Below are 21,502 nucleotides of genomic sequence, written 5' to 3'. Positions count from 1 at the left end.
GAAACCCTGATTCAGCTTTGGGCGCTACCCTGCGGTCCTGCGGCGGCGTACGACGGCGGCCGCCAGCCCGTTCGGCGGGCCCACTCATCCATCCGAGGGGCGGCCTGCGCAGTGAACCAGTCTTCTTTGTCTGCGGCGTAGGCCGCCGTGGACTTGTCCACCCCGTGCCGCCGCGCGGCGCGCCGCTTTTCGGCGAGGTAGTCGGTCCGCGCGGCGTCGTCGTCGCGCAGCCAGTCCCGGAAGCACAGGGCATAGCGCCAGCCCGGGGAGCCGGCAGCCCGGACGTGCAGGTTCACTGGCCGGCCCGGGTCCGCGCTGCCGTGGACGCGCTTGTCCCAGGCCGCAGGGTCCGGGTGGCCGGGCTTCGGGTTGTCGGGGCCGCTGCCCGGCCAGCGCGGGAATCCCGCTTCCGCCAGCAGCGGCTCCAGCCGGTCCGCGGCGGCGAGGTCGCGGACGGTGAGCTGCAGGTCCAGGACGTCCTTGGCGGCCAGCCCGGGAACCGCCGTCGAGCCGATGTGGTCGACGCCGAGGATGTCCTGCGGGGACACTGCCCGGAGCCGGGCGATGAGCCGGGCTGCCTCGGCTGTCCAGGCCGGGTTGGCGGGGCTGAGCACCGGCCCGCCGGTGCGCGGCGCCAGCCGGTGTTTGACCAGGTTCTCCGCGAACGGCACTAGCCGGCCGGACCAGAGCCGGTCCACGGCGTCGCGCAGTTCCTCCCTGGCGCCGGAATTGTCCAGGACCACATCCGCCGCTGCCAGCCGATGCTCGCGTGTTGCCTGGGCGCCCATTCTGGACCGGGCCTCATCGACCGTCATCTTCCGGTGCTCGACCATCCGCTGAATCCTGAGGTCTTCGGGTGCGTCGACCACCACCACCAGGTGGAAGTTGGCGCCCTGGCCGGTCTCGACCAGCAATGGGATGTCCTGGACCACGACGGCGCCTTTGGGGGCGGCAGCGGCGATGGCGGCGGCCCGTTCCCGGACGAGGGGGTGGATGATGCCGTTCAGCACGGCCAGCCGCTCGGGGTTTCCGAAGACGAGGGCGGCCAGGCGGGCGCGGTCCAGGGCGCCGTCGGATCCCACCACGGTAGAACTGAAGGCCGCCACAACGCGCGCCAGCCCGGGCGTGCCCGGTTCCACGACCTCGCGCGCCAGGGCGTCGGCGTCGACCACCACGGCCCCAAGCTCGCGCAGCCGCGAGGCCACCACTGACTTCCCTGAGGCGATGCCGCCCGTCAACCCGATCTTCAGCACCCCACCAGACTAAACTGAAGCGGTGCCAGTCGACGCGGTTTCCCCGGAAAGCAAGGCCAGCGCTTTCCCGGACAGCAGAGCCACGGCGTACACCACGCTGGCGGCCGGCGGCAGCTTCCGGCACGAGCTGGAGATCAAACGGTCCCGTTTCATTACCGTCCTGCAGCGCACGGCCGACGAGGACCAGGCCCGGGTGCTGGTGGCGTCGCTCCGCCGGGAATTCCATGACGCCCGGCACCACTGCTCGGCGTTCGTACTGGGCCCAGACCGTGAGGTGCAGCGCTCCAGCGACGACGGCGAACCCTCGGGAACGGCGGGTATCCCCATGCTGGAGGCCCTGCTGAAACGCGAAACCGGGCCCGGCCTGACCGACCTCAGTGACGTGACCGCCGTCGTCGTCCGCTACTTCGGCGGCATCCTGCTCGGTGCGGGCGGACTGGTGCGGGCGTACTCGGAATCGGTGTCTTCCGCACTGGAACGCGCGCCCCTGGTGCGGCGGCAGCGGCTGCGGATCTGTGCCGTGCCGGTCCCCCACGCTTCCGCCGGCCGGCTTGAAAACGACCTCCGCGCCGCCGGGTTCCTCATGGCCGGGACCAGTTACGATGCGCAGACAACGGTGCTCCGGCTGGCGTTGCCGGACAGCCCGGCCGGGCTGGAGCAGGCGTCGGCGCGGCTGGCTGAACTCTCGGCCGGAACTGCTGTGCTGTCGCCGGAAGGAACGGAGTGGGTCGATGCCGCCATCAACTGAGCCGTTACCGGTGGTAGCGCTGGTCGACGTGACGAACGCGGTGCTGGACGGGCTTCTGGCCGTGGCGTTGCATGACGCCGACGCCGACGAGGTCACCCCGCCGCTCGGCACGGCCGCCGGTTGGAACACCGAACGGATCAGCTGGTTCCGCGCCTACCACCGCGCCGCGGCGGCCGGGCTGGACGGTCCGGCCCGGCAGCGGACCTGGGCCATCACCGCCGACGGGGAGCTGGCAGGGTCGGTCCGATTGATGCGGGTGGACGGGGGTGGGGGTGATGTTCGTGCTCCGGAAGCCGGGGGCACGCTGGGTCCGCAGGACGGGGGCACGCTGGAGACCGGCATCTGGCTGGGCCGGAGTTTTCGCGGCCGGGGCATCGGCGGGGAGGCCCTGCGGCTCATCAAGCTCCAGGCAGCTGAGGCGGGAGCAGCCGACCTGGTGGCGGAAACGACCCCAGGCAACCTCGCCGCGCAGGCCCTATTGCGTTCGCTGGGTGCCGAACTGACATCAAACGACCAGCGGGTCCGGGCGACCTTCAAGCTTCCCTAGCGCGCGGGCTGCACCGGCGCACCGACGGATGGACATGCCCATCCCTGCCTCGCCGCGACGGACATGTCCACCGGCGGCCCTCAGTAATGGGCATGACGCCACTATGTCCAACGCCCGRCACCAAGCAGGGGCATGCTCGTACCTCGGCCGGCCCACGGAAGGGCATGCCCATACCCACCACCCCAGGACGGACATGTCCATCGGCGGACGTCAGCAATGGGCGTGATGCCACTATGTCCAACGGCCGGCACCAAGGATGGGCATGTCCGTCCCTACGCCGGCCCACGRAAGGGCATACCCATCCCCACCACCCAAGGACGGACATGTCCATCGGCGGACCCAGCGAATGGGCATGTTGGCCTTTGCGACCAACTCCGCATACCAGGGATGGACATGCTCGTCCCTAAGGCGGCCCAAGGAAGGGCGTGCCCATCGCTCACAACCACGGACGGACATGTCCAACGGCGGACCTCAGCAATGAGCATGATGCCACTATGTCCAATGCCCGGCACCACGGATGGGCATGTCCGTCCGTGGTGGAGCGGGGTGCGCCAGTTCCAGATGGTTGTTGCGGGAGGCGGGGCGGTGCTTGGATGAAGGGGATACGGGGCGAACCCCAGAAGCGCGCAACTCACCGGGCTCTCGAGGGCGTCTGTGACGGTCCAATGCGGAGGCCCGATGTTGCCTGGTGGCGCGCCGGAGACCACCGCAGACGCTCAGGGCTACCGCGGAGCGCCAAGACAACGAGGAGAACTGACGTGGATGATCCGTACAACCTGGCCCGTTTCGTCGAGGCGCAGGACTCGGCGGGCACATACCGGCAGGCGCTGTCGGAACTGCGTGCCGGGTCCAAGCGAAGTCATTGGATGTGGTTCATTTTTCCGCAGATCGCCGGGCTCGGGTTCAGCGCCACCTCGCGGAAGTATGCGATCGCCTCGGTCGACGAAGCCCGGGCCTATCTGGACCACCCGGTCCTGGGCGGCCGGCTGCGGGAGTCGTGTGACGCCGTCGTCGCCGTCGAGGGACGAACCGCAGAGCAGATCTTCGGCGGCATCGACGCGCGGAAACTTCACTCGTCGGCAACCCTGTTCCACCGGGCGGCCCAGGGGGAGCCGGTCTTTCAGCAAATTCTGGACAAGTACTTCGACAGCGAACCTGACGTTGCCACGGATCGCGTGCTCGGCAACGGCGCCTGACCGGCCGGGCCGCAGCCGGTCCCGCCGCAGCCACCCCCACCCCSCCCCTTAAACCACAACGGGCCCCCGCACATGGCGGGGACCCGTGGTGGCTGGCCCGGGCAAACCCGGGCCGGTGGCAACTAGTTGCCGGTCAGCTTCTCGCGCAGGGCAGCGAGGGCCTCGTCCGAAGCAAGCGTGCCTGCACCGGTCTCGGTCGCAGCCGGCTCGGAGGAGTAGCTGGTGGTGCCGGAGTCGCTCTCACCGGACGTTGCAGCAGCAGCGTCGTCGGCAGCGTGCTGGGCAACCTGCTTCTTGTGGGCTTCCCAGCGGGTCTGGGCGTCAGCGTACTGCTGCTCCCAGGCGGCGCGCTGCGTCTCGTAGCCTTCAAGCCACTCGTTGGACTCCGGATCGAAGCCCTCCGGGTACTTGTAGTTGCCCTCTTCGTCGTACTCAGCGGCCATGCCGTAGAGAGCCGGATCGAATTCGGTGCTGTCGGCGTCGACGCCCTCGTTGGCCTGCTTGAGGGACAGCGAGATGCGGCGGCGTTCGAGGTCGATGTCGATGACCTTGACGAACAGCTCGTCGCCAACGGAGACAACCTGCTCGGCCAGCTCAACGTGGCGCACGGCGAGCTCGGAGATGTGGACCAGGCCTTCGATGCCGTCTTCGACGCGAACGAACGCACCGAACGGAACCAGCTTGGTGACCTTACCCGGAACAACCTGGCCGAGGGCGTGGGTGCGAGCGAAGGTCTGCCACGGATCTTCCTGCGTAGCCTTGAGCGACAGGGAAACGCGCTCGCGGTCCAGGTCGACCTCGAGAACCTCGACGGTGACTTCCTGGCCAACTTCGACAACCTCGGACGGGTGGTCGATGTGCTTCCAGGACAGCTCGGAAACGTGAACGAGGCCGTCTACGCCGCCCAGGTCCACGAAGGCACCGAAGTTGACGATGGAGGAAACGACGCCGGGACGGACCTGGCCCTTTTCCAGCTTGTTGAGGAACGTGGAGCGGACCTCGGACTGGGTCTGCTCGAGCCAGGCACGGCGGGACAGAACAACGTTGTTGCGGTTCTTGTCCAGTTCGATGATCTTGGCTTCGATCTGCTGACCGATGTACGGAGCCAGGTCGCGCACACGGCGCATCTCGACGAGGGATGCGGGCAGGAAGCCGCGCAGGCCGATGTCGAGGATAAGACCACCCTTGACAACTTCGATGACGGTACCGGTGACGACGCCGTCTTCTTCCTTGACCTTCTCGATGTCGCCCCAGGCACGCTCGTACTGAGCACGCTTCTTGGAGAGGATCAGACGGCCTTCTTTGTCTTCCTTGGTGAGCACCAGGGCTTCGACCTGATCGCCAACGGAGAYGACGTCTCCGGGGTCAACGTCGTGCTTGATGGAAAGCTCGCGGGAGGGAATGACACCTTCGGTCTTGTAACCGATGTCGAGCAGAACTTCGTCGCGGTCGACCTTGACGACGGTACCTTCGACGAGGTCTCCGTCGTTGAAGTACTTGATGGTCGCGTCGACAGCTGCGAGGAAGTCCTCAGCGGTACCRATGTCGTTAATCGCGACGACGGGGGTACCGGGCTTCTCGGTGGAGGTGATGGTCATGTAGTAGGGGCTCCGTTGTGGATAGTTAGTCGGTCAGGCAAACCGTCCCGACCGCGTCGGCGACACGGGCGAAGAGCGCGGCGAATCAAAGGCGATCAGCCGGGTCATCCTGATTTTGTGGATTTAGTTGCGCACACGTAGTACACGCCCGTTTAGTCTAGTCGTTTCCGCCAACGCGGGTCAAAGCGCGACGGGTCCGCCGGCCCCGTCGCGCTGCCCGTCGTCCTAGGCGTTGTCCTAGAAGTGGGTCAGGCAGTGCGGCGCGCGCTCGACGGCGAACATCAGCCGCGCAGCCAGGGCCGCCCCGGCCGAATGTTCGGCCACCCTGCCTGCGGAAGCCAGGGTCACGGGGCAGACGGCGCCGAGGTAGATCGAGCCGAGATCGGCCACATCCAGGGACAGGTCCGGCGCCGCTTCCGGCGAGGGCGTAACGGTGGCCTCTCCCCCGGCGACCGCCAGTGTGAACGTTCCGGCAGCGAATCCGAGGCTGTCGGCGACACGGAGCACCAGCGAACCGTCGGTCGGGTAGCGCCGCGCGGCCAGGGCTTTCTGCACATCCAGGACCCGCAGCCAGAGCATGTCCCGGGCGTCCGAGGCGTCCACGCAGCGCGGATCCTGCAGCGCCCACGGCAGTGGGTCGTCCACGGGAGCCTCGTCCCACGTCACACGCTCCACCAGGTCGATGGCGCCGAGGTACTGCCACAGTTCCAGGTACGCGTCGCGGGTGGCCGCCACCAGGTCCACGACCTCCATTGTGTACGGAGTGCTCGACCAGCCGCCGAACCGGTAGGAGACGTAGCCGTCCACATCGCCCTCGGGCCCGTAGTGCAGCGCGACCTTGACCTTCGGGTCCTCGTTGTCCTCGCGGCTGATGGAGCCGGAGACGAACTGCCGGTAGAACTCGTGCCGGCCGATGGAGCCCGGCGTCAGGCGGTGCGTGCGGTCGAAGACGACCGGGGCCAGCTCAAGGAGCACCTTGGGGTCCGCCACCTCGACGCTGCCCACCGGGGTGTGGTTGACGACGAAACGGGAGCTCGTGTCGACCTTGATCGACTGTTCGGACGTCGCGACGCCGAAGCCGAACCGGCCGTAGATGGACGCTTCCGAGGCGGTCAGCGCCGCCATGGCCAGGCCTTCCTGCTGTGCCTGTCCCAGCTCGTCGGCCATCATGCGGCGCAGCAGCCCGCGGCGGCGGTGCGACGTCCTGACGGTCACGGCGGTCACGAGCCGGGTGTCCAGGAGCCGCCCGAAGCCGATGTTCAGCGTTTTGGTCATGGTGCCGAAGGTCGCCACGGGAACGCCAGGCTCGAGTGCATGGGTGGCGACGGGACCGGTCTGGTAGACGCCGGTCAGGATCCGCCCGTCCGCACGCTGCATCTCCAGTCCCCGGTCGACCCGCTCGTCGCTGCGCCGGGCGTCGTGGAAACCGAAGGCGACGGCGCGCATCCAGGCGACGGACTCCGGGTATGCCGGGTGCTCCTTCGCCGCAGGTTCGAAGCGCCGGATTTCGTACTGCTCTGCCACGTGATTCTCCCCTTGAATAACTGCAACGTTGAAAAACCTGAAAACCTGGTGGCGCCGCAGCGTCAGTCCCACACCACCCCGGGCACCAGGCCGCGCCGGCCCGGCACTAGCCCCCGGTTTTAGTGCCCGGTTTTAGTGCCCGGCCTCGTACCAGCTGGCGCCGATGCCGATCTGGACGTCGAGCGGAACGCTAAGATCCGCAGCGGACCCCATCTGCTCGGTGACGAGCTTCTCGACCGCCTCGCGTTCGCCCTCGGCCACCTCGAGGACCAGTTCATCATGGACCTGCAGGAGCATCCGTGATTTCAGCCCCTGCTCGGCCAGCGCGCCGGAAACACCCAGCATGGCCCGCTTGATGATGTCCGCGGCAGAGCCCTGGATCGGCGAGTTCAGCGCCACCCGCTCCGCGTTCTCACGCAGCTGCCGGTCGGTGCTGGTCAGGTCCGGGAGGTACCGGCGGCGGCCTTCGATGGTGGCCGTGTATCCGTCGATCCTGGCTTGGTCCACCACCCCGCGCAGGTAGTCGCGGACGGCGCCGAAGCGGTCGAAGTAGTCCTTCATGAGGGTCCGGGCCTCGTCGACGGAAATCTCCAGCTGCTTCGACAGGCCGAAGGACGTCAGTCCGTAGGCGAGGCCGTAAGACATGGCCTTGACCTTCGAGCGCATGGCGCTGGTGACCTGGTCGGTGGGCACGTGGAAGATGTTGGAGCCGACGAACCGGTGCAGGTCCTCGCCGTCCTTGTACGCCTGGATCAGGCCGGCGTCGCCGGAGAGGTGGGCCATGATCCGCATCTCGATCTGCGAGTAGTCGGCCGAGAGCAGGCACTCGTAGCCGTCGCTGACCACAAAGATGCCGCGGACCCGGCGGCCCTCCTCGCTGCGGATCGGGATGTTCTGCAGGTTGGGATTGTTCGAGGAAATCCGGCCGGTGGCGGCGACGTTCTGGGCGTAAGTGGTGTGGATGCGCCCGTCCTCCGTCACGGATTTCTTCAGCGACTCCAGCATCTGGCGAAGCTTCGAGGATTCCCGGTGCGCCATCAGCTGGACCAGGAATTCGTGGCCGGTTTTTTCCAGCAGGTTTTTCAACGATGCCGCATCAGTGGTGTACCCGGACTTGATCTTCTTGGTCTTGGGCAGGCCCAACTCCTCGAACAGGACGGTCTGGAGCTGCTTGGGCGAACCGAGGTTCACCTCGTGGCCGATCGCCGCGAACGCCAGTTCCTGGGCATTGTCGATCACCTTGGCGAGGTCGGAGAGCTGCTCGTCCATCCGGGGCATGTCGATGGCGATGCCGGCCAGTTCCATGTCCGCGAGGACCCGGCTGACGGGAAGTTCAAGGGTGGTCAGCAGGTCCTGGGCTTTGCGCTCCCGGAGTTCGGCCTCGAAGTAGCGGCTCAGGGCCCCGACGACGGCGGCGACATGGACCAGCGCTCCGGCGGCTGCCGCGTCGTCGCCGTCGAACGCCAGCTCCAGCTGGCCCTCCTTGGCGGCGTCGGCCGACACCGAGACGTTGAGGTGGTGCAGGGCCAGTTCGGCGAGCTCGTAGCTGCGGCGGTCCGGCTGGATGAGGTAGCCSGAGATSGAGGTGTCATCCACCACCCCGTCGAGGGCGAGTCCGCGGGCGGTCAGGGCCTTCAGCGCGGCCTTGAACCCGTGCACCACCTTCGGTGCCTGCGCGTCCCGCAGCCAGTCTGCCAGGACGTTCTCGGCGTCGGCGTCCTGGCGGGAGAGCTCGATGTACGCCGCGGCGTCGTCGCGGACGATCGCCAGCGCGCTGGCGTCCTCGCCGATCCGGCCGGGGACCAGCTCAACGGCGACGGCTGAACGCTTGCCCGCCCCGGCGGCCAGGAAGGCGCTGAGCTGGGCGGCGTCCGCCGGGGTGATGAACTCCGGCATGTCGAGGGTTTCGCGCTCGGCCTCCGTCACTTCACTGCCGTAGAGGGCGAAGAGCCGGGTCCGGATGGTTTTGAATTCGAGGGCATCGAACAGTTCCTCCAGGGCGGCCTGGTCCGGGCGCGGGTCCGCCAGGTCCTCGAGCGTGACGGGCAGTTCGAGGTCCGTTCGAAGCCGGTTGAGCTGCCGGTTGCGTTTGACGTCCTCCACGTTCTCGCGCAGCGCGTCACCGACCTTCCCGCCGATCGTGTCCAGGTTCTCCAGGACGCCTTCCAAGCCGCCGTAGAGGTTGATCCATTTGGCGGCCGTTTTGGGTCCGACGCCGGGAACGCCCGGCAGGTTGTCCGCGCTCTCGCCCACCAGGGCGGCGAGGTCCGAGTACTGGGCGGGGGTGACGAAGTACTTGTCCTGGATGGCGCCCGCGTCCATCCGGGGGATGTCGCTGACGCCCTTCTTGGGGTAGAGCACGAACACGTTGTCGGTGATGAGCTGGAACGCGTCGCGGTCACCGGAGACCAGCAGGACCTCGTAGCCGGCTTTCTCGCCCATGGCGGCCAGCGTGGCCAAAATGTCATCCGCTTCCCAGCCGGGCATCTTGATGGTCTTGATGCCCCAGGCGCCCATAACCTTGTCAATGAGGTCGATCTGGCCGCTCATTTCCCGCGGCGTCTCGTTGCGTCCACCCTTGTAGCCGTCGTACTCGGCCTTGCGGTGCGTCGTGTCATCGGAGACGTCGAAGGCCACCGCCACGTGGGTGGGCTTTTGTTCCTTGATCAGATTGATCAGCATGGACGTGAAGCCGTGGACGGCGTTGGTGTGCTGCCCTGCCGCGGTGGAGAACTTGTCAGCGGGCAGCGCGAAGAACGCGCGGAACGCCATCGAGTGGCCGTCCAGCACCAGCAGCCGGGGCTGGTCCGTGAGGGGGATGACCGGCGCCTCGGTCGCGGAAACCTCCGCCGACCGGCCGCGCGGCTTCTTCACCGCGTCGGCCACGAGCACGGAGCCCCCGGCAATGTCCGTCAGGGTTTCCGGGGCGGTGCCTGCGGCGGCGTCCGTTGCGGTGCCCGCGGCAGAAAGGGATGGGGCCGGTTTGGTAGTTTCGCTCACAGGTGCCAGCCTAGTTGCCATGATCGACAATTTCACGCCCGCCCCGTTCGCCGCCGAACTCGAGGCGGCCGGTGTTCCCGCGGAACTGCATGGCTGGCTGGGCCGGATGGGCGTGGGCGCCCTGGTGGTAAAGATGGGGATCCACTTCCTGGAACTGGGCCCGGAGCGGACGGTCGCCACCATGCCGGTGGAGGGCAACACCCAGGTTGCGGGGATCCTGCACGGCGGCGCGCATGTGGTGCTGGCCGAAACCCTGGGATCCTTCGCGGCGGCGATGCACGCGGGGCCGGGGCGGCAGGCACTGGGGATAGAGGTCGGCGCGACCCATCACCGGTCCATCGCGTCCGGGACCGTCACGGGAACGTGCACGGCCATCCACCTCGGCCGGACCCTGACGACGCACGAAATCGTGATGACCGATGAGCAGGGCCGCAGGCTCTCCACGGCACGGATCACGAACCTGCTCCGCGACATCGACGCCTAACTCCTCCGCTCGTAAGGCCTGCTCAGGTACCGGCCGGGAGGCGGTAGCGGAGCTCGACGATGCCGCGGCCCATGGCCCGCGAGGCAGTCAACTCAAGCGGCGCCGTCGGCCGGGCCAGCGGGAGCAGCGGTTTCCCGGCGCCCAGGATCACGGGAATAACGGAGATGATCAGTTCCTGGAGGAGCCCGGCGGCGGCGAACTGGGCGGCCAGGACTCCCCCGCCGACCACCCAGACGTTCTGTCCGGCCGCGGCGTCCGTCAGGTCCTCGGCGAACTCGCCCACCGGTCCGCGGACGAAGGTGATGTTGGCGCCTTTCGGGGCGGGCAGTTCGTGGTGGGTGAAAACCCAGCAGGGTACGCCCGGGTAGGGCCAGTGGTCCGGTTCGTGCTCCAAGAGCCAGCTATAGGTCCCGCCGCCCATAACGATGCACCCGACGTCGGCCATAAAGGCGTCGTAACTGTCCTGGCCGCCGCCGAATCCGTCGAACTGCAGGAGCCAGTCGAGGTTGTCATCCGTGGTGGCGATGAAGCCGTCCACGGATGTGGCGACGAAGTACTGGAACAGCGGCATGGGCCCAGCGTAGCCAGTCCCGGCCGCTAAGCCCAGTGGGCCGTCAGGCTACTTGCTGAAGTACGGAATGATCAGGTACAGCCCGAAGAGCACGGCCACGCCGCACAGGCCGAAGCAGATGTAGGACAGCGGCCGGATCCAGGCGGGCTGGGTATTCCGCACGTCCCCGGCGATCGCGGTGAGCCGCACGCCGAGGGCGTACAGGACGACGACGGTCACGGCGGCGACGAGGGTTGCCCCGGCGACCATCACGAGTTCAAGCCATTTCATTTACGGCCACCCTTGGAGTTGTTGGTGCGGCTGACCGCAGCCGCCTTCTTCTTCGCGAACCGGATGGCCTGGCCGGCTTCTTCGACCTCGACGGCGTTGTGGTGGCCGACGTGGGACTTCCGGGAGGCGACGAACATGTAGACGACGGCGCCCGTGCCGGCGATTGCGGCGATCACGAATCCGACCGGTCCGGTGTGCACCAGGAGCGCGGTGAGGGCACCGACGATCCCGGCGGCCGGGAGGGTAAAGAGCCAGCCGACGACGATTTTGCCGGCGGTGCCCCAGCGAACGGTGGTGCCGCGGCGGCCCATACCCGAGCCGATGACCGAGCCGGACGCCACGTGGGTGGTGGAGAGCGCGAAGCCGAGGTGGGAGGAGGCGAGGATCGCGGCGGCGGTGCTGGTTTCCGCGGCGAAGCCCTGGGCGGGCTTGACGTCGGTGAGGCCGGAGCCCATGGTGCGGATGATCCGCCAGCCGCCGGAGTAGGTGCCGATCGCGATGGCGAGGGCACAGGCCGCGATGACCCAGAACTGCGGGCCGGAGCCCGGGGCCTGGCTGCCGGCCGAGATCAGGACCAGGGTGATGATGCCCATGGTCTTCTGCGCGTCATTGGTGCCGTGGGCCAGGGCGACCAGGCTGGAGGTGAAGATCTGCCCGGTGCGGAACCCGCCGCGCTTCTGGGTGAGCTTGCTGCCGGTCTCCGGGTCGTGCCGGGAGGTCAGTGCGTAGGCGAGCCTGGTGCACACATACGCCACGAGGGCTGCGATGACCGGGGCGAAGACGGCCGGCAGGAGGACCTTCTGCAGCACCGAGGTGAAGTTGACGGAATTCAGGCCGATGCCGGCGATCGCCGCACCGATCAGGCCGCCAAAGAGTGCGTGCGAGGAACTGGAGGGCAGGCCCTTGAGCCAGGTGATCATGTTCCACAGGATCGCGCCCATCAGCCCGGCGAAGATGATGTCCGGGGTGATCTGGACGCCGTCGGACCCTTCCCGGATGATGCCGCCGGAGACCGTCTTGGCCACTTCGGTGGAGAGAAACGCGCCGACGAGGTTCAGCACCGCGGCGAGGGCGACGGCGGTCCGGGGCTTGATGGCACCCGTGGCGATGGGCGTGGCCATCGCGTTGGCGGTGTCGTGAAATCCATTGGTGAAGTCAAAGAACAGAGCCAGCGCTATAACCAGCGCCACCATTATGGTGATTTCCACCTGTTGCCCAATCTGCAGAGTCGACGGTCAGCAGTTTCATTCCCCGTGGCGGCCTTGTTTTCTCATGTTCATCCGCTGGTTGGCGGCATGACGTGTGCGGTTCACCAAAGCTCTCCTGAAACCCTATAGATCGTACGTGCCAATCAGTGCAGGGCAAAACGCCTAGCCGTGCGCCGGCCGCGGTGCCGGTCCGGTATCGAGCATGCCGGCGATTTTCTCCTCCAGCGCCGCCAGCGTCGCTTCGGGCAGGACGATCAGGCCGTCGAGTTCCCGGCGCGCCCGTTTGTATGCCGTCTGCCGCTCGGCCGGTGTGGCTGCGGCGTCGGATGCGATCCTCAGCAGCTTCCGGGCGGTGGCGAGCCGTTCGCGTTCCGGGCCGGTGAAATTGCTGTCCTTGATCCGCCGGGCCTCGCGTTCGGCAACGTCAAAGGCCAGTTCGAAGCCGCGAACGGCGGCCCGGTACTCCGAGAGCCGGGCGGCCGTGCTGATCTGCGCCGGGGTGGCGGGCCGCAACCCGTCGGCTTCGCGTTTGGCCCGCAGGAACGCCACGGTCAGCGGTTCCCGGACATCGGTCATCACGGGGAAGTCAATGAGCTTGCCGATGTCCAGTTCGTAGTCCAGCCAGCGCCGGTTGACGTCGTCATGGGCATCGAYCAGGGCCTGCACCTCGCCGACGCCGGCCTTCTCCACCTCGGCCTCGTGGTTCTTGAGCCGGTAGAGCTCCACCTTGCGGCGGTGCCGGCGTTCGGCCGCTTTGCTCCAGGACCGAGCCCAGCTGCCCAGCAGCGCGCTCATGGGGAACACGAGCCACCAGTTATGGCCGATGAAGTTGAAAAATGGATCCACGGAATCATCCTCCCACCGGGCCCGGGCAGCGGAAAGCCCCCTGCGGGAGGGGGCTCTCCGCCCAGCGGCGCCGGGGCGCCTAGTCCGTGTGCTTGACCTTGTGGACGCGCGTGACCACGGTGGGGCACGGCACGTTGAGCAAGACTGCGTGGGCCGTGGACCCGAGGACAAGGCGCGAGAAGCCGCCCCGCCCCCGGCTGCCCACCACCAGGAGCCGGGCTTCCCGGGCGAGATCCACCAGCGCTTTGGCCGGTTCGGTGTCCGTTTCCAGCCGCTGGTGGATGACGAGATCGGGGTATTTGTCGCCGAGTCCGGCCACCGATTCGGCCAGGACAATCCGGTCCTCCTCGACGATCGACTCGGCGAGTCCGCTCTCGGGCAGTTGGCGTTCCACCCAGCGGGCCGGGCTCCGGAAGGCCATGACCACGGTCAGCTCGTCACCGCCGCGGTCGGCTTCGGCGGCGGCGAAGGCCACGGCCTGGAGCGACTCTTCGGACCCGTCCACCCCAACCACGACGCCGCGTGCCCCCGCTGCGGGCTCGCGCGGTACAACCGCGACGGGACCATCGGATGCGGTGACGATCTGCAGGGCGCGGTCCGTCAGGGGGCCGCCGTCCATCCAGTGTTTGTCGTGGACGCCGACCACCACCATGGTGGCTTCCTGGGACGCCTCCCGCAGCGCCGAGCCGGGGCTTCCGTGCCGCAGTTGGACGTCGACGTCGATGTCGGGCGCCTTGCTCTTCGCGGCCGTCTTCGCTTTTTCCAGGAGTTCCAGGCCCGATTCACGAATGAGCTCGTGGTACTGGAAATCCGGTGACATCCACCGGTCGTCCACGGCGTGGACGCAGACCACCGGCAGCTTTTGCCGGGCAGCGCGGTCCAGCGCCCAGGCCAGCGCGGCTTCGCTGCCCGCTGAACCGTTGATCCCGACGACGATTGGTTTACTCATGCTGAATCCTGCTCGTTTCCTGTGCGTGAACGTGTGCGTGACCTCCACGGTGGTCCCTGCAGCGCACCATTCTGTGACCACTGCTGGAACCGCGGAAGGGACTGATCCCGGCGGCGGCCGTCAGGCGGCAACGGCGCCGGGGTCCCTGCCGACAATTCAGTGTGCCCCGCCCCCGGGAGCCAAGTTAGGGCCTTAAGCCCCGCCACGCGACGGCCCGGAGGGCCTAGAAACCTGTCGGCTCCGTCTCGAATTCCGGCTCCCGCGGAGGTCCCTCGTGGTGCACGGGGCGCAGCGCGGCAGAGCCCTCCAGCCAGACGAGGGCGTCGTACCGCTCCCCCATCCGGGTGGGGACATAGTTCCCCTGTTCCCGGTCCGGCCGGTAGACCACGCCGATCGCCCGGTGACCCAGCCAGCGCGAGAGCCACGGACCGCTCCGGTCCGCGCCGAAGTCCAATACCGCCGGGACGCCGAGGGCCTCGTGCAGTAAGTCCTCGTGGCTGCCGGGACGGGCGGCAGGGACGGCCATGATCCGTTCCGTGGTTCCCCAGGAGTCGGCCGCGATCACGGTGCCCCGGTGGGCGGCGAAACCCACCAGGAGCACACCGTCCACGGCATGGCGTTCGCGCAGGAGTTGGCCCACGTTGACCAGGCCGTCCTGCGCCATGTCGGTGGCACGGGCGTCCCCCACATGGGTGTTGTGCTCCCAGATGAGGCCTTTGGAGTCCGGACCCAGGTGCCGGCTCAGGCGGTCGATGGTGTCTGCCATGTGGTGGTCCCGGACGTTCCAGGACTGCCGGTCCCCGCGGACCATGATCCGGTAGTAGTGCTCGGCGTTGGCCGCCACTTCCGCGTTCTGGACGGCGTCGAAGGTTCCTTCGTCGTGCTCCCCCGGGCTGAACGCGCGGTTCCTGACCTCGCTGAGCAGGGCGACGACGTCGGCCTCGCAGGAATTCGGGACCAGCCGTGTACTCCACGCGTACTCGTGCGGGTCCTCATGGTGCGGCAGGAAACACTGCCAGGCCCGCATGGCCGCCGGCACGGCGTCGGGCTGGTTTCCCTGGAGCCACGCGATGATCTCGCGCAGGGAGTCCCAGAGCGAGTAGACGTCAAGGCCGTAGAATCCCACCCGGGCCTCAGGCGGCCTGCGGGCGTTCCAGCTGCGCAGCCAATCCAGGAAGCCGGCCACTTCCTCGTTCGCCCACATCCAGGTGGGCCAGCGCTGGAATCCGGAGAGCAGCGCGTGCACGCCCTGGTCCTGTCCGCTGTGGCCGCGGACCCATTGGTTGATCCGCCAGCAGTCGGGCCAGTCGCCTTCAACGCCTATCCAGGTGTACTGCTGTTCCTCGATCAGCCGGCGACTGAGCGTGGCGCGCCAGGAATAGAACTCGTGGGTCCCGTGCGAGGCTTCCCCGAGGGCGGTAAAACGGCAGTCCGCCGCCCGCCGGACCAGCCCGTCAAGGTCCCGGTCACTGCGGAGCGGCCGCGCGAGTGCATGGATCTCGCCCAATACAGCTGACCTGGTGGCGCTGTCCATGGTCACCGCGGGTTCCCGATCTCGATCCGCTCCAGGTGTTCGGGCACCCGGCTCCGCCAGCCCAGTTCGTGTTTGATCCGGGCCCGCAGGGCGTCCGAGGAATCGGGCTCGCCGTGGGTGATATAGGTCATCCGGGGCGCCTGCGGGGCGGCCTTCATCCACTCGATGAGTCCATCGGCGTCGGCGTGGGCCGAGAGGTTTTCCATCTGGATGACTTCGGCGCGGACAGTAATGTCCTCGCCGTAGACCCGGATGTCGCGTTGGCCGGCGGCCAGGGCGRCGCCGCGGGTGCCGCCCGCCTGGTAGCCGCTCAGGATGATGGCGTTCTTCGGGTCGGGGCCGTAGGCGGCCAGGTGGTGCAGGATCCTGCCGCCGGTGAGCATGCCGCTGGCGGAAATRATGATCATYGGSCCGCCGCGCAGGTTCAGCAGCTTSGASTCGTCCAYGCTGCGGGTGAGYTTGGCGAGGCTGTACATGTTCGCGTATTCGTCCCGCGCCAGCCGGTGTTCCTCCGGGGACCTGCGCGGCCCCCAGGATGTGTCCGGCGGGCACGAAGGTCAGTTCCATGCCGCCGCCCAGGTCCACCGGGCTGTCGAACTCCCGGATCTTGAAGCTGTTCAACGACTTGACGGCGTCCGCGGCGGTGTAGAGCGGCAGGGCGGGGCTGTGCCGGGAGGAGCCGCGGTGGGTCGCGTACCGTGCCTCTTCCTCCTGCAGGTAGCCGCTGTCCGGCAGGATCRGCTTGCACAGTTCGGTGGTCCCGTCCGTGGCGTAGACCGGACCCGCGAACCCGTCGCGGACCAGCGCCGGGACGTATCCGGTGTGGTCCAGGTGCGCATGGGTAAGGACGACGGCGTCGATGGAGCCGGGCGGGACGGGAAACGGGGTGCGGTTGCGCTCGCGGCTGCGTTTGTACCCCTGGAACAATCCGCAGTCCACGAGGACCCGGCGGCCGCCGGCTTCGAGGAGATAGCGTGATCCGGTGACGGTGTCCGTGGCACCAAAAAACCGGAGGGTCGGCTGCTCGTGTCTCATGGTGCTTCCGTTCCCGAATCCTTAAGCCCACCATCCGCCCTCCCCGGGCCCTCCCCAAGGGCCGAAAGTCACAGCCGCAGGCCCGGCGGAAGGCTGGCAGGCGGCAGGCCCGGTGGAACGAATCCCGCCGGGCCTGCCGTTCAATGCCTATCCCCGCCTAATGGTCGGAACCGTCGTCGCCGCCGGTGTGGTGGCCGGAATCGTCCGTTCCCGCGTCGTGGTGGCCGGAGTCGTCCTCCCCGGCCTCCGCTGGCGCGGGTGCCGGCTCCTTGGACAGGTCCACACCGGTGCCCGCCGCGGAGCGGGCCCGGAGCTGCACGGCGGCCGGGCGGACACCGGCGCCGCGCGCCATCCCGGCCCGGACGGACTCCACCAGTGCGTCGCTGAGCAGCGGGCCGGTGTAGCCGATGGTGAGGTCCCGGGCCCCGAAGGACTCCTGATAATTGCCGAGCGCGTCCGCGAGGATGCCTTCGGTGGCGATGGCGGCCGCGAGCGCCTTCGGGTTGGCCGTCGCGATCCTGAACGCCAGGTCATGCACCAGGACCGACCCGACGTGGACATGTTCGACTCCCGCGAAGGAGYCCTCCTTGCCAAAGGCACGCTCGGCCAGCCGCTCGCCGTCGTCCTTGCTGCGTCCGGCCGGGAGCGCGGCGATGAGTTCGGGAACCAGGTGGTCCAGGACCGCGGCGTCAAGGACTGTCGGGGAGATGCTGGACAGTGCCATCCCGCCCGCCGACGCCGTCTGGTAGAGCCGCTTCCGGAGCGCCGCAACGTCGGCGTTCGGGGACGGATGGATGGCGACGACGATCCGGCGCTGCACCATCAGGCCGTCGTGGGAGCTCGCCGGCCGTCCGTTTCCGACGTCGGTTCCGGCTTCCAGGTCCGCGGCGGGCGCAGCGGCCGCGGTCAGGCTCGGTTCGGCGGTGGCAGCGGCCCCGGCGGGGGCGGTGCTGCCCCCGGCCGGTTCCTGGCCTCCCCCTGTGCAGGCGCTCAGTGCCAGGACCAGGAGGGCGGTTGCCGAGGCCTGTGCGAGGCGGCCCATCTCAGGTCCCCGGCGGGAGGCCGGGCCGGTAGACCGGCGGGAACGCGTCCAGGGGTGTGGTGTCCAGCACTGGCGGGTCGGTGCTGATGGGATCGTTGGTCCGGTAGTCACCCACCGAGAACTGCACCATCATGTCGTGGTCCTCATGCACCAGGTTGTGGCAGTGGACCATGTAGCGCCCTCCCTGCGAGGCTCCTGTGTCGAACTGCATGAGGGCGGTGACGGACTCGTTCTCGCCTGCGTAGAAGACGTCCTTGGGGCCGGTTTCCCAGGCGAAGGGCTTGCCGCCGTTGGTGTTCCGGCCAATGACCTTGGCATCGATCAGGTGGATATGCACCGGGTGGAACCAGCCGCCGGAGGCGTTGGTGATGGTCCATTGCTCCACGTCGAAGGGTTTGGGATTGCCGAACAGTTTGGAGAACCCGGATTTCTCGACGTCCGCCCAGGTCACCCCGTTGATGGTCCACTGGCCGTTGGCCCGCAGCACCTTGAGCTCACGCTTGGCCACGGCCATCTCCGGCGTGAGCGTCATGGTGGCGATTCCTCCCCGGGATGCGTTCGGCGAGCCGCCGTCCTCCAGCGTCGTGGGGATCGCCGGAATGGACCCGGTCCCGGACCCGGAGTCCGCGACCACCTTGAACCGCATGATCTTGCCCGTGTTAGCGAAGTCGATGTTGTTTTTATTGCCGAGGTTTAAAAGGTCGACGGTTTGCCCCGGCCTGTAGCGGCGGAAGTCAATAAGGACTTCGTAGCGTTCGGCCGTACCCTGCCGCCAGGACTTGAGCGCCTGGACCTTTGGCACCATACCGGCGTCGGTCGCCACGAGGTAGACAGGTTCCCCGGTAGAGAGGGTGGGGCGGTACGAGCGGGAGATCGAGGCGATCAGGACCCGGAAGCGGTAAATCCGCGGCTTGACCTGCATGGTGGGCCAAGGGACGCCGTTGACCATAATGATGTCCCCCCACAGCCCCTTGTGTCYGTTGTCGTTGTAGGCCAGGGAGCCGTCGGCGTTGAACATCGCATCCGAAATCATCAGCGGCACGTCGAATTCGCCCTGCGGCAGCTGGGCCCGTTCGTACTGGTCGCTCAGGGGGTAGAAACCGGCGAGGCCGGAGTAGACATTTTGCGCCGTGATGTGGTGTTTGTGGTCGTGGTACCAGAGCGTCCGCGCCGTCTGGAAGTTGGGGTAGTGGTAGTTCTTGACGTTGCCGGGCTGGGTGAAATCGTTGGCGTAGCCGTCGTACTGGGGCAGCGACGCGGAGCCGTGCAGGTGGGTGACGGTGTTGAAACCGTCCGGGGTCAGCAGGCCGGTGGCGGGAAGGCCGTTGCGCATCCTCACCTCGATCCTGGTCCCCTGCAGCGCCCGGATCGTGGGGCCGGGGAAGATCCCGTTATAGCCGGCCACGGTGGTGGACAGCCCGGGAACGAAACTGGCCTGGCCAAGCTTCTGGGTGAGGGCGTAGCGGGCAAAGGGACGGGCCGGGTCGCCGTCGTCGAATCCTGTGTCGAACGGCAGCAGCTCCGGCGGCCTACGGAATACGCCGGCATACGGGACGGGCATGTTCTGCGGGGCCAGCAGGCTGGCAACCGGCGGCAGGGTGGTGGTAGTGGTGGGTGGCGGTGCGTCGTCGCTTCCGCCTTTCATGCCGGCCAGGCCGAGCGCGCTGATCGCGCCCAGCTTCAGTACTTCGCGTCGTGTGGTCATGGCCCCTCCAAGGTGGGGAATCGAGCCTAAAAACAAGGTGGAAATGGAGTCCGGAGGCGCCGGCTGGCGGGTCGCTGGGAACCCGCCAGCCGGCAGTCTCATCGTCCTGGCCCTAGAGCCCGGTGCCGGTCGTGAACGTCCACGTGCGGGTGGTCAGCGGGTTGCCGGCGAGATCCCGGACCGCTGTTGTTCCCCCGGTGATGGTGACCCGGTACTGCGTCCGTGCYGCCAGTGAGGTGGTCGGGTTGAGCGTCAAGACCCGGCTGCCCGAGCTGACCCCGACTGTCGACTGGACCACCGCGCCGTTGGACACCCGGGTGATCCGGACCGTGGCCGTGGAGAACCCTGTGATGGCTTCACTGAAGGTCGCCGTCACGTTCCGGTTCCGTCCCACGCCGGTGGCTCCGGAGCCCGGAGTCGTCGAGGTGATCTGCGGGGCCGGGCCGGTTGTGAACGACCAGGTGCTGGTGGCCATCACGTTGCCGGCCGCGTCCCTGACCCCCGAGAGGGTCACCGTGTAGACCTGGTCGTTCAGCAGCGTGGCGTTCGGGTTGAGCGTCGCGGTCCGGGTGGCGGCGTTGTACGTCACCACGGCGTTGACTCCCGCGGTCCCGCGCCGCAACACGAAGTTGCTGCCCGTTAACCCCGTGACCGGTTCGCTGAACGTCGCCGTCAGGTTCGCCGTGGTGCTCACCGCGCGGGTATTCGCCGCCGGCGTCCGTGACGTGACCGTGGGGGCGGCCGTGTCAGGGGCTACCGGCGTGGCCGCTGCCGACCTGGCCGAGGTGGCACCGGTTCCCGCGGTGTTGATGGCGGCCACGTCGAACGTGTACGCCGTCCCGTTGGTGAGTCCGGTGATGACCGCCGAGCCGACGTTGCCGGTCACGGCCTGGGTGCGGGCCAGGACGGTTCCGGCGAAGGCCCTGACCGAGTACCCGGTGATCGCCGCTCCGCCGTTGTTGGCCGGCGCGGTCCAGGTCAGCGTCGCCGAGGCGTTGCCGGCCGTTGCGGTACCGATCGTCGGAGCCCCCGGCGCCGTGGCGGCCGGCGGTAGCGCCGGCGTCACAGTGTTGGACGCCGCGGAGAACAGGCTGTCCCCGAGGGCGTTGGACGCCTGGACCTGGAACCGGTAGGAGGATCCGTTGGTCAGGCCGGTGACAACGAGGCTCCCGGCACCTGCGGCAGCGCTGCGGAGCGCTCCCACCTGCACCCCTGCGGGGTCCGTCGTGACGTCCAGGACCTTGACCGAGAAGCTGTCCGCCAGGCCGGTGGCCGGTGCCGTCCAGTTGACCGTGGCCCGGGCATCGCCAGCCGTGGCGGTGCCGATCCCCGGTGCGCTCAGTGCGACGGTGTCGGAGAACTGCAGGAACTCGATGTTGCGGAGCGTATCCGTTCCGTCGATGCCTGCGCCGTTGTGCGTCACCGTGGTAACGGACCCGGGCGAGCCGAGGGTGCCGTCGCCGCCGGTGGTCAGGACCGTGTAGTTGGCCCGCACATCGGAGAAGATCGCGACGTCGCGGTTGCCTGCGGTCTCTGCAGCGGTCGGGGTGATGATTTCCCTAACAGCCACGAGGTTGCCCGGATCGATGGTGCCGGCCGCGACCGCAGCCGCCAGGGTCTGCGGGTTACCCGGCTGGTACGGGCGCTCCATCATGTCGGCCGAACCGATTTCGGTGCCCGCGTTGTCCCGGACGCTGATCCGGATCTTCAGGTACCGGTCACCGTCGATCACGTCGTTGCCGCCGCGTCCTTCGATCTTGTCGCTGCCAAGGCCGCCGATAAGGATGTTGCCGTCACCCCAGACCGGACCGGTCAGGGGGCAGACGCCCATCGGGGACAGCGCCGCCACCGGTCCGAGCGGCGTGCTCGGGGCGGGGAGGAGGGCGCCGAGRCCGGCGATCCGGTCGATGCCGGTCTGGTCGAGGACGTCGCAGCCGCTGAAGCCGGCACCGCCTACGGTGCTGGGCACTACGTCGTCACCCCGGATCACGT

The 21,502-nt window shown here is 68.1% G+C and carries 17 protein-coding genes and 1 pseudogene; 4 read left to right on the top strand and 14 right to left on the bottom strand.

The features are described from left to right. Nucleotides 1-11 precede the first annotated feature (11 nt). Nucleotides 12-1,253 carry a dephospho-CoA kinase gene (gene coaE / locus AC1DHD_RS03595; RefSeq protein ID WP_476878377.1) on the bottom strand — a complete coding sequence of 414 codons (1,242 nt, stop codon included), beginning with the start codon at nucleotides 1,251-1,253 and terminating at the stop codon, nucleotides 12-14. Between the two features lie 22 nt (nucleotides 1,254-1,275). Here coaE and AC1DHD_RS03590 point away from each other — a divergent pair, with 22 nt between their 5' ends. The 3 genes from AC1DHD_RS03590 to AC1DHD_RS03580 all read left to right on the top strand — a co-directional run bounded on the left by AC1DHD_RS03590 (nucleotide 1,276) and on the right by AC1DHD_RS03580 (nucleotide 3,744). Continuing rightward, nucleotides 1,276-2,001, top strand: a complete 726-nt coding sequence (locus tag AC1DHD_RS03590; protein ID WP_476878376.1) for an IMPACT family protein — start codon at nucleotides 1,276-1,278, stop codon at nucleotides 1,999-2,001. Then, on the top strand, nucleotides 1,985-2,548 hold the full coding sequence (locus tag AC1DHD_RS03585) for a GNAT family N-acetyltransferase (protein ID WP_476878375.1): 564 nt from the start codon (nucleotides 1,985-1,987) through the stop codon (nucleotides 2,546-2,548). The genes AC1DHD_RS03590 and AC1DHD_RS03585 overlap by 17 nt, the downstream gene beginning before the upstream one ends. A 758-nt stretch (nucleotides 2,549-3,306) precedes the next feature. After that, on the top strand, nucleotides 3,307-3,744 hold the full coding sequence (locus tag AC1DHD_RS03580) for a DUF1810 domain-containing protein (protein ID WP_476878374.1): 438 nt from the start codon (nucleotides 3,307-3,309) through the stop codon (nucleotides 3,742-3,744). A 122-nt stretch (nucleotides 3,745-3,866) separates the two neighbouring features. On the opposite strand, the gene rpsA is transcribed toward AC1DHD_RS03580, so the two are convergent. From rpsA to polA, 3 genes are all read right to left on the bottom strand, one after another. Further along, complete coding sequence (gene rpsA, locus AC1DHD_RS03575) at nucleotides 3,867-5,342, bottom strand: 30S ribosomal protein S1 (RefSeq protein WP_476878373.1); 1,476 nt, start codon at nucleotides 5,340-5,342, stop codon at nucleotides 3,867-3,869. Nucleotides 5,343-5,579: 237 nt separating this feature from the next. Continuing rightward, nucleotides 5,580-6,866 (bottom strand): GNAT family N-acetyltransferase, encoded by a 1,287-nt coding sequence (locus tag AC1DHD_RS03570; protein WP_476878372.1) that lies wholly within the window; start codon nucleotides 6,864-6,866, stop codon nucleotides 5,580-5,582. 132 nt (nucleotides 6,867-6,998) lie between these two features. Continuing rightward, nucleotides 6,999-9,866: a DNA polymerase I gene (gene polA, locus AC1DHD_RS03565; RefSeq protein ID WP_476878371.1), complete on the bottom strand. Its 2,868-nt coding sequence runs from the start codon at nucleotides 9,864-9,866 to the stop codon at nucleotides 6,999-7,001. Nucleotides 9,867-9,885: 19 nt separating this feature from the next. Here polA and AC1DHD_RS03560 point away from each other — a divergent pair, with 19 nt between their 5' ends. Continuing rightward, nucleotides 9,886-10,350, top strand: a complete 465-nt coding sequence (locus tag AC1DHD_RS03560) for a hotdog fold thioesterase (RefSeq protein ID WP_476878370.1) — start codon at nucleotides 9,886-9,888, stop codon at nucleotides 10,348-10,350. A 22-nt stretch (nucleotides 10,351-10,372) separates the two neighbouring features. Here AC1DHD_RS03560 and AC1DHD_RS03555 read toward each other — a convergent pair whose 3' ends face one another. From AC1DHD_RS03555 to AC1DHD_RS03510, 10 genes and pseudogenes are all read right to left on the bottom strand, one after another. Next, nucleotides 10,373-10,921 carry a dihydrofolate reductase family protein gene (locus AC1DHD_RS03555; protein WP_476878369.1) on the bottom strand — a complete coding sequence of 183 codons (549 nt, stop codon included), beginning with the start codon at nucleotides 10,919-10,921 and terminating at the stop codon, nucleotides 10,373-10,375. Between the two features lie 48 nt (nucleotides 10,922-10,969). After that, nucleotides 10,970-11,191 carry a hypothetical protein gene (locus tag AC1DHD_RS03550; protein ID WP_476878368.1) on the bottom strand — a complete coding sequence of 74 codons (222 nt, stop codon included), beginning with the start codon at nucleotides 11,189-11,191 and terminating at the stop codon, nucleotides 10,970-10,972. Next, complete coding sequence (locus AC1DHD_RS03545; RefSeq protein WP_476878367.1) at nucleotides 11,188-12,399, bottom strand: inorganic phosphate transporter; 1,212 nt, start codon at nucleotides 12,397-12,399, stop codon at nucleotides 11,188-11,190. Before AC1DHD_RS03545 ends, AC1DHD_RS03550 begins: the two co-directional genes overlap by 4 nt. 162 nt (nucleotides 12,400-12,561) lie before the next feature. Beyond that, nucleotides 12,562-13,245 (bottom strand): hypothetical protein, encoded by a 684-nt coding sequence (locus AC1DHD_RS03540; protein WP_476878366.1) that lies wholly within the window; start codon nucleotides 13,243-13,245, stop codon nucleotides 12,562-12,564. A 79-nt stretch (nucleotides 13,246-13,324) separates the two neighbouring features. Then, nucleotides 13,325-14,194 carry a universal stress protein gene (locus tag AC1DHD_RS03535; protein ID WP_476878365.1) on the bottom strand — a complete coding sequence of 290 codons (870 nt, stop codon included), beginning with the start codon at nucleotides 14,192-14,194 and terminating at the stop codon, nucleotides 13,325-13,327. Nucleotides 14,195-14,417: 223 nt separating this feature from the next. Beyond that, the gene (locus AC1DHD_RS03530) at nucleotides 14,418-15,728 is read right to left on the bottom strand and encodes an erythromycin esterase family protein (protein WP_476878383.1); all 1,311 of its coding nucleotides are present in this window, start codon (nucleotides 15,726-15,728) and stop codon (nucleotides 14,418-14,420) included. A gap of 2 nt (nucleotides 15,729-15,730) precedes the next feature. Next, nucleotides 15,731-16,763, bottom strand: a pseudogene (locus AC1DHD_RS03525) (MBL fold metallo-hydrolase RNA specificity domain-containing protein). Nucleotides 16,764-16,920: 157 nt separating this feature from the next. Then, nucleotides 16,921-17,805, bottom strand: a complete 885-nt coding sequence (locus AC1DHD_RS03520) for a hypothetical protein (protein ID WP_476878364.1) — start codon at nucleotides 17,803-17,805, stop codon at nucleotides 16,921-16,923. A gap of 1 nt (nucleotide 17,806) precedes the next feature. Further along, nucleotides 17,807-19,510, bottom strand: a complete 1,704-nt coding sequence (locus AC1DHD_RS03515; protein ID WP_476878363.1) for a multicopper oxidase family protein — start codon at nucleotides 19,508-19,510, stop codon at nucleotides 17,807-17,809. Between the two features lie 112 nt (nucleotides 19,511-19,622). Next, nucleotides 19,623-21,502 (bottom strand): Ig-like domain-containing protein (locus AC1DHD_RS03510; RefSeq protein WP_476878362.1); only part of this gene is annotated, 1,880 nt, incomplete at its 5' end.

The sequence above is a fragment of the Arthrobacter sp. 05L45_2 genome, assembly GCF_056397525.1.
This window is presented reverse-complemented; position numbering and strand designations above follow the sequence as displayed.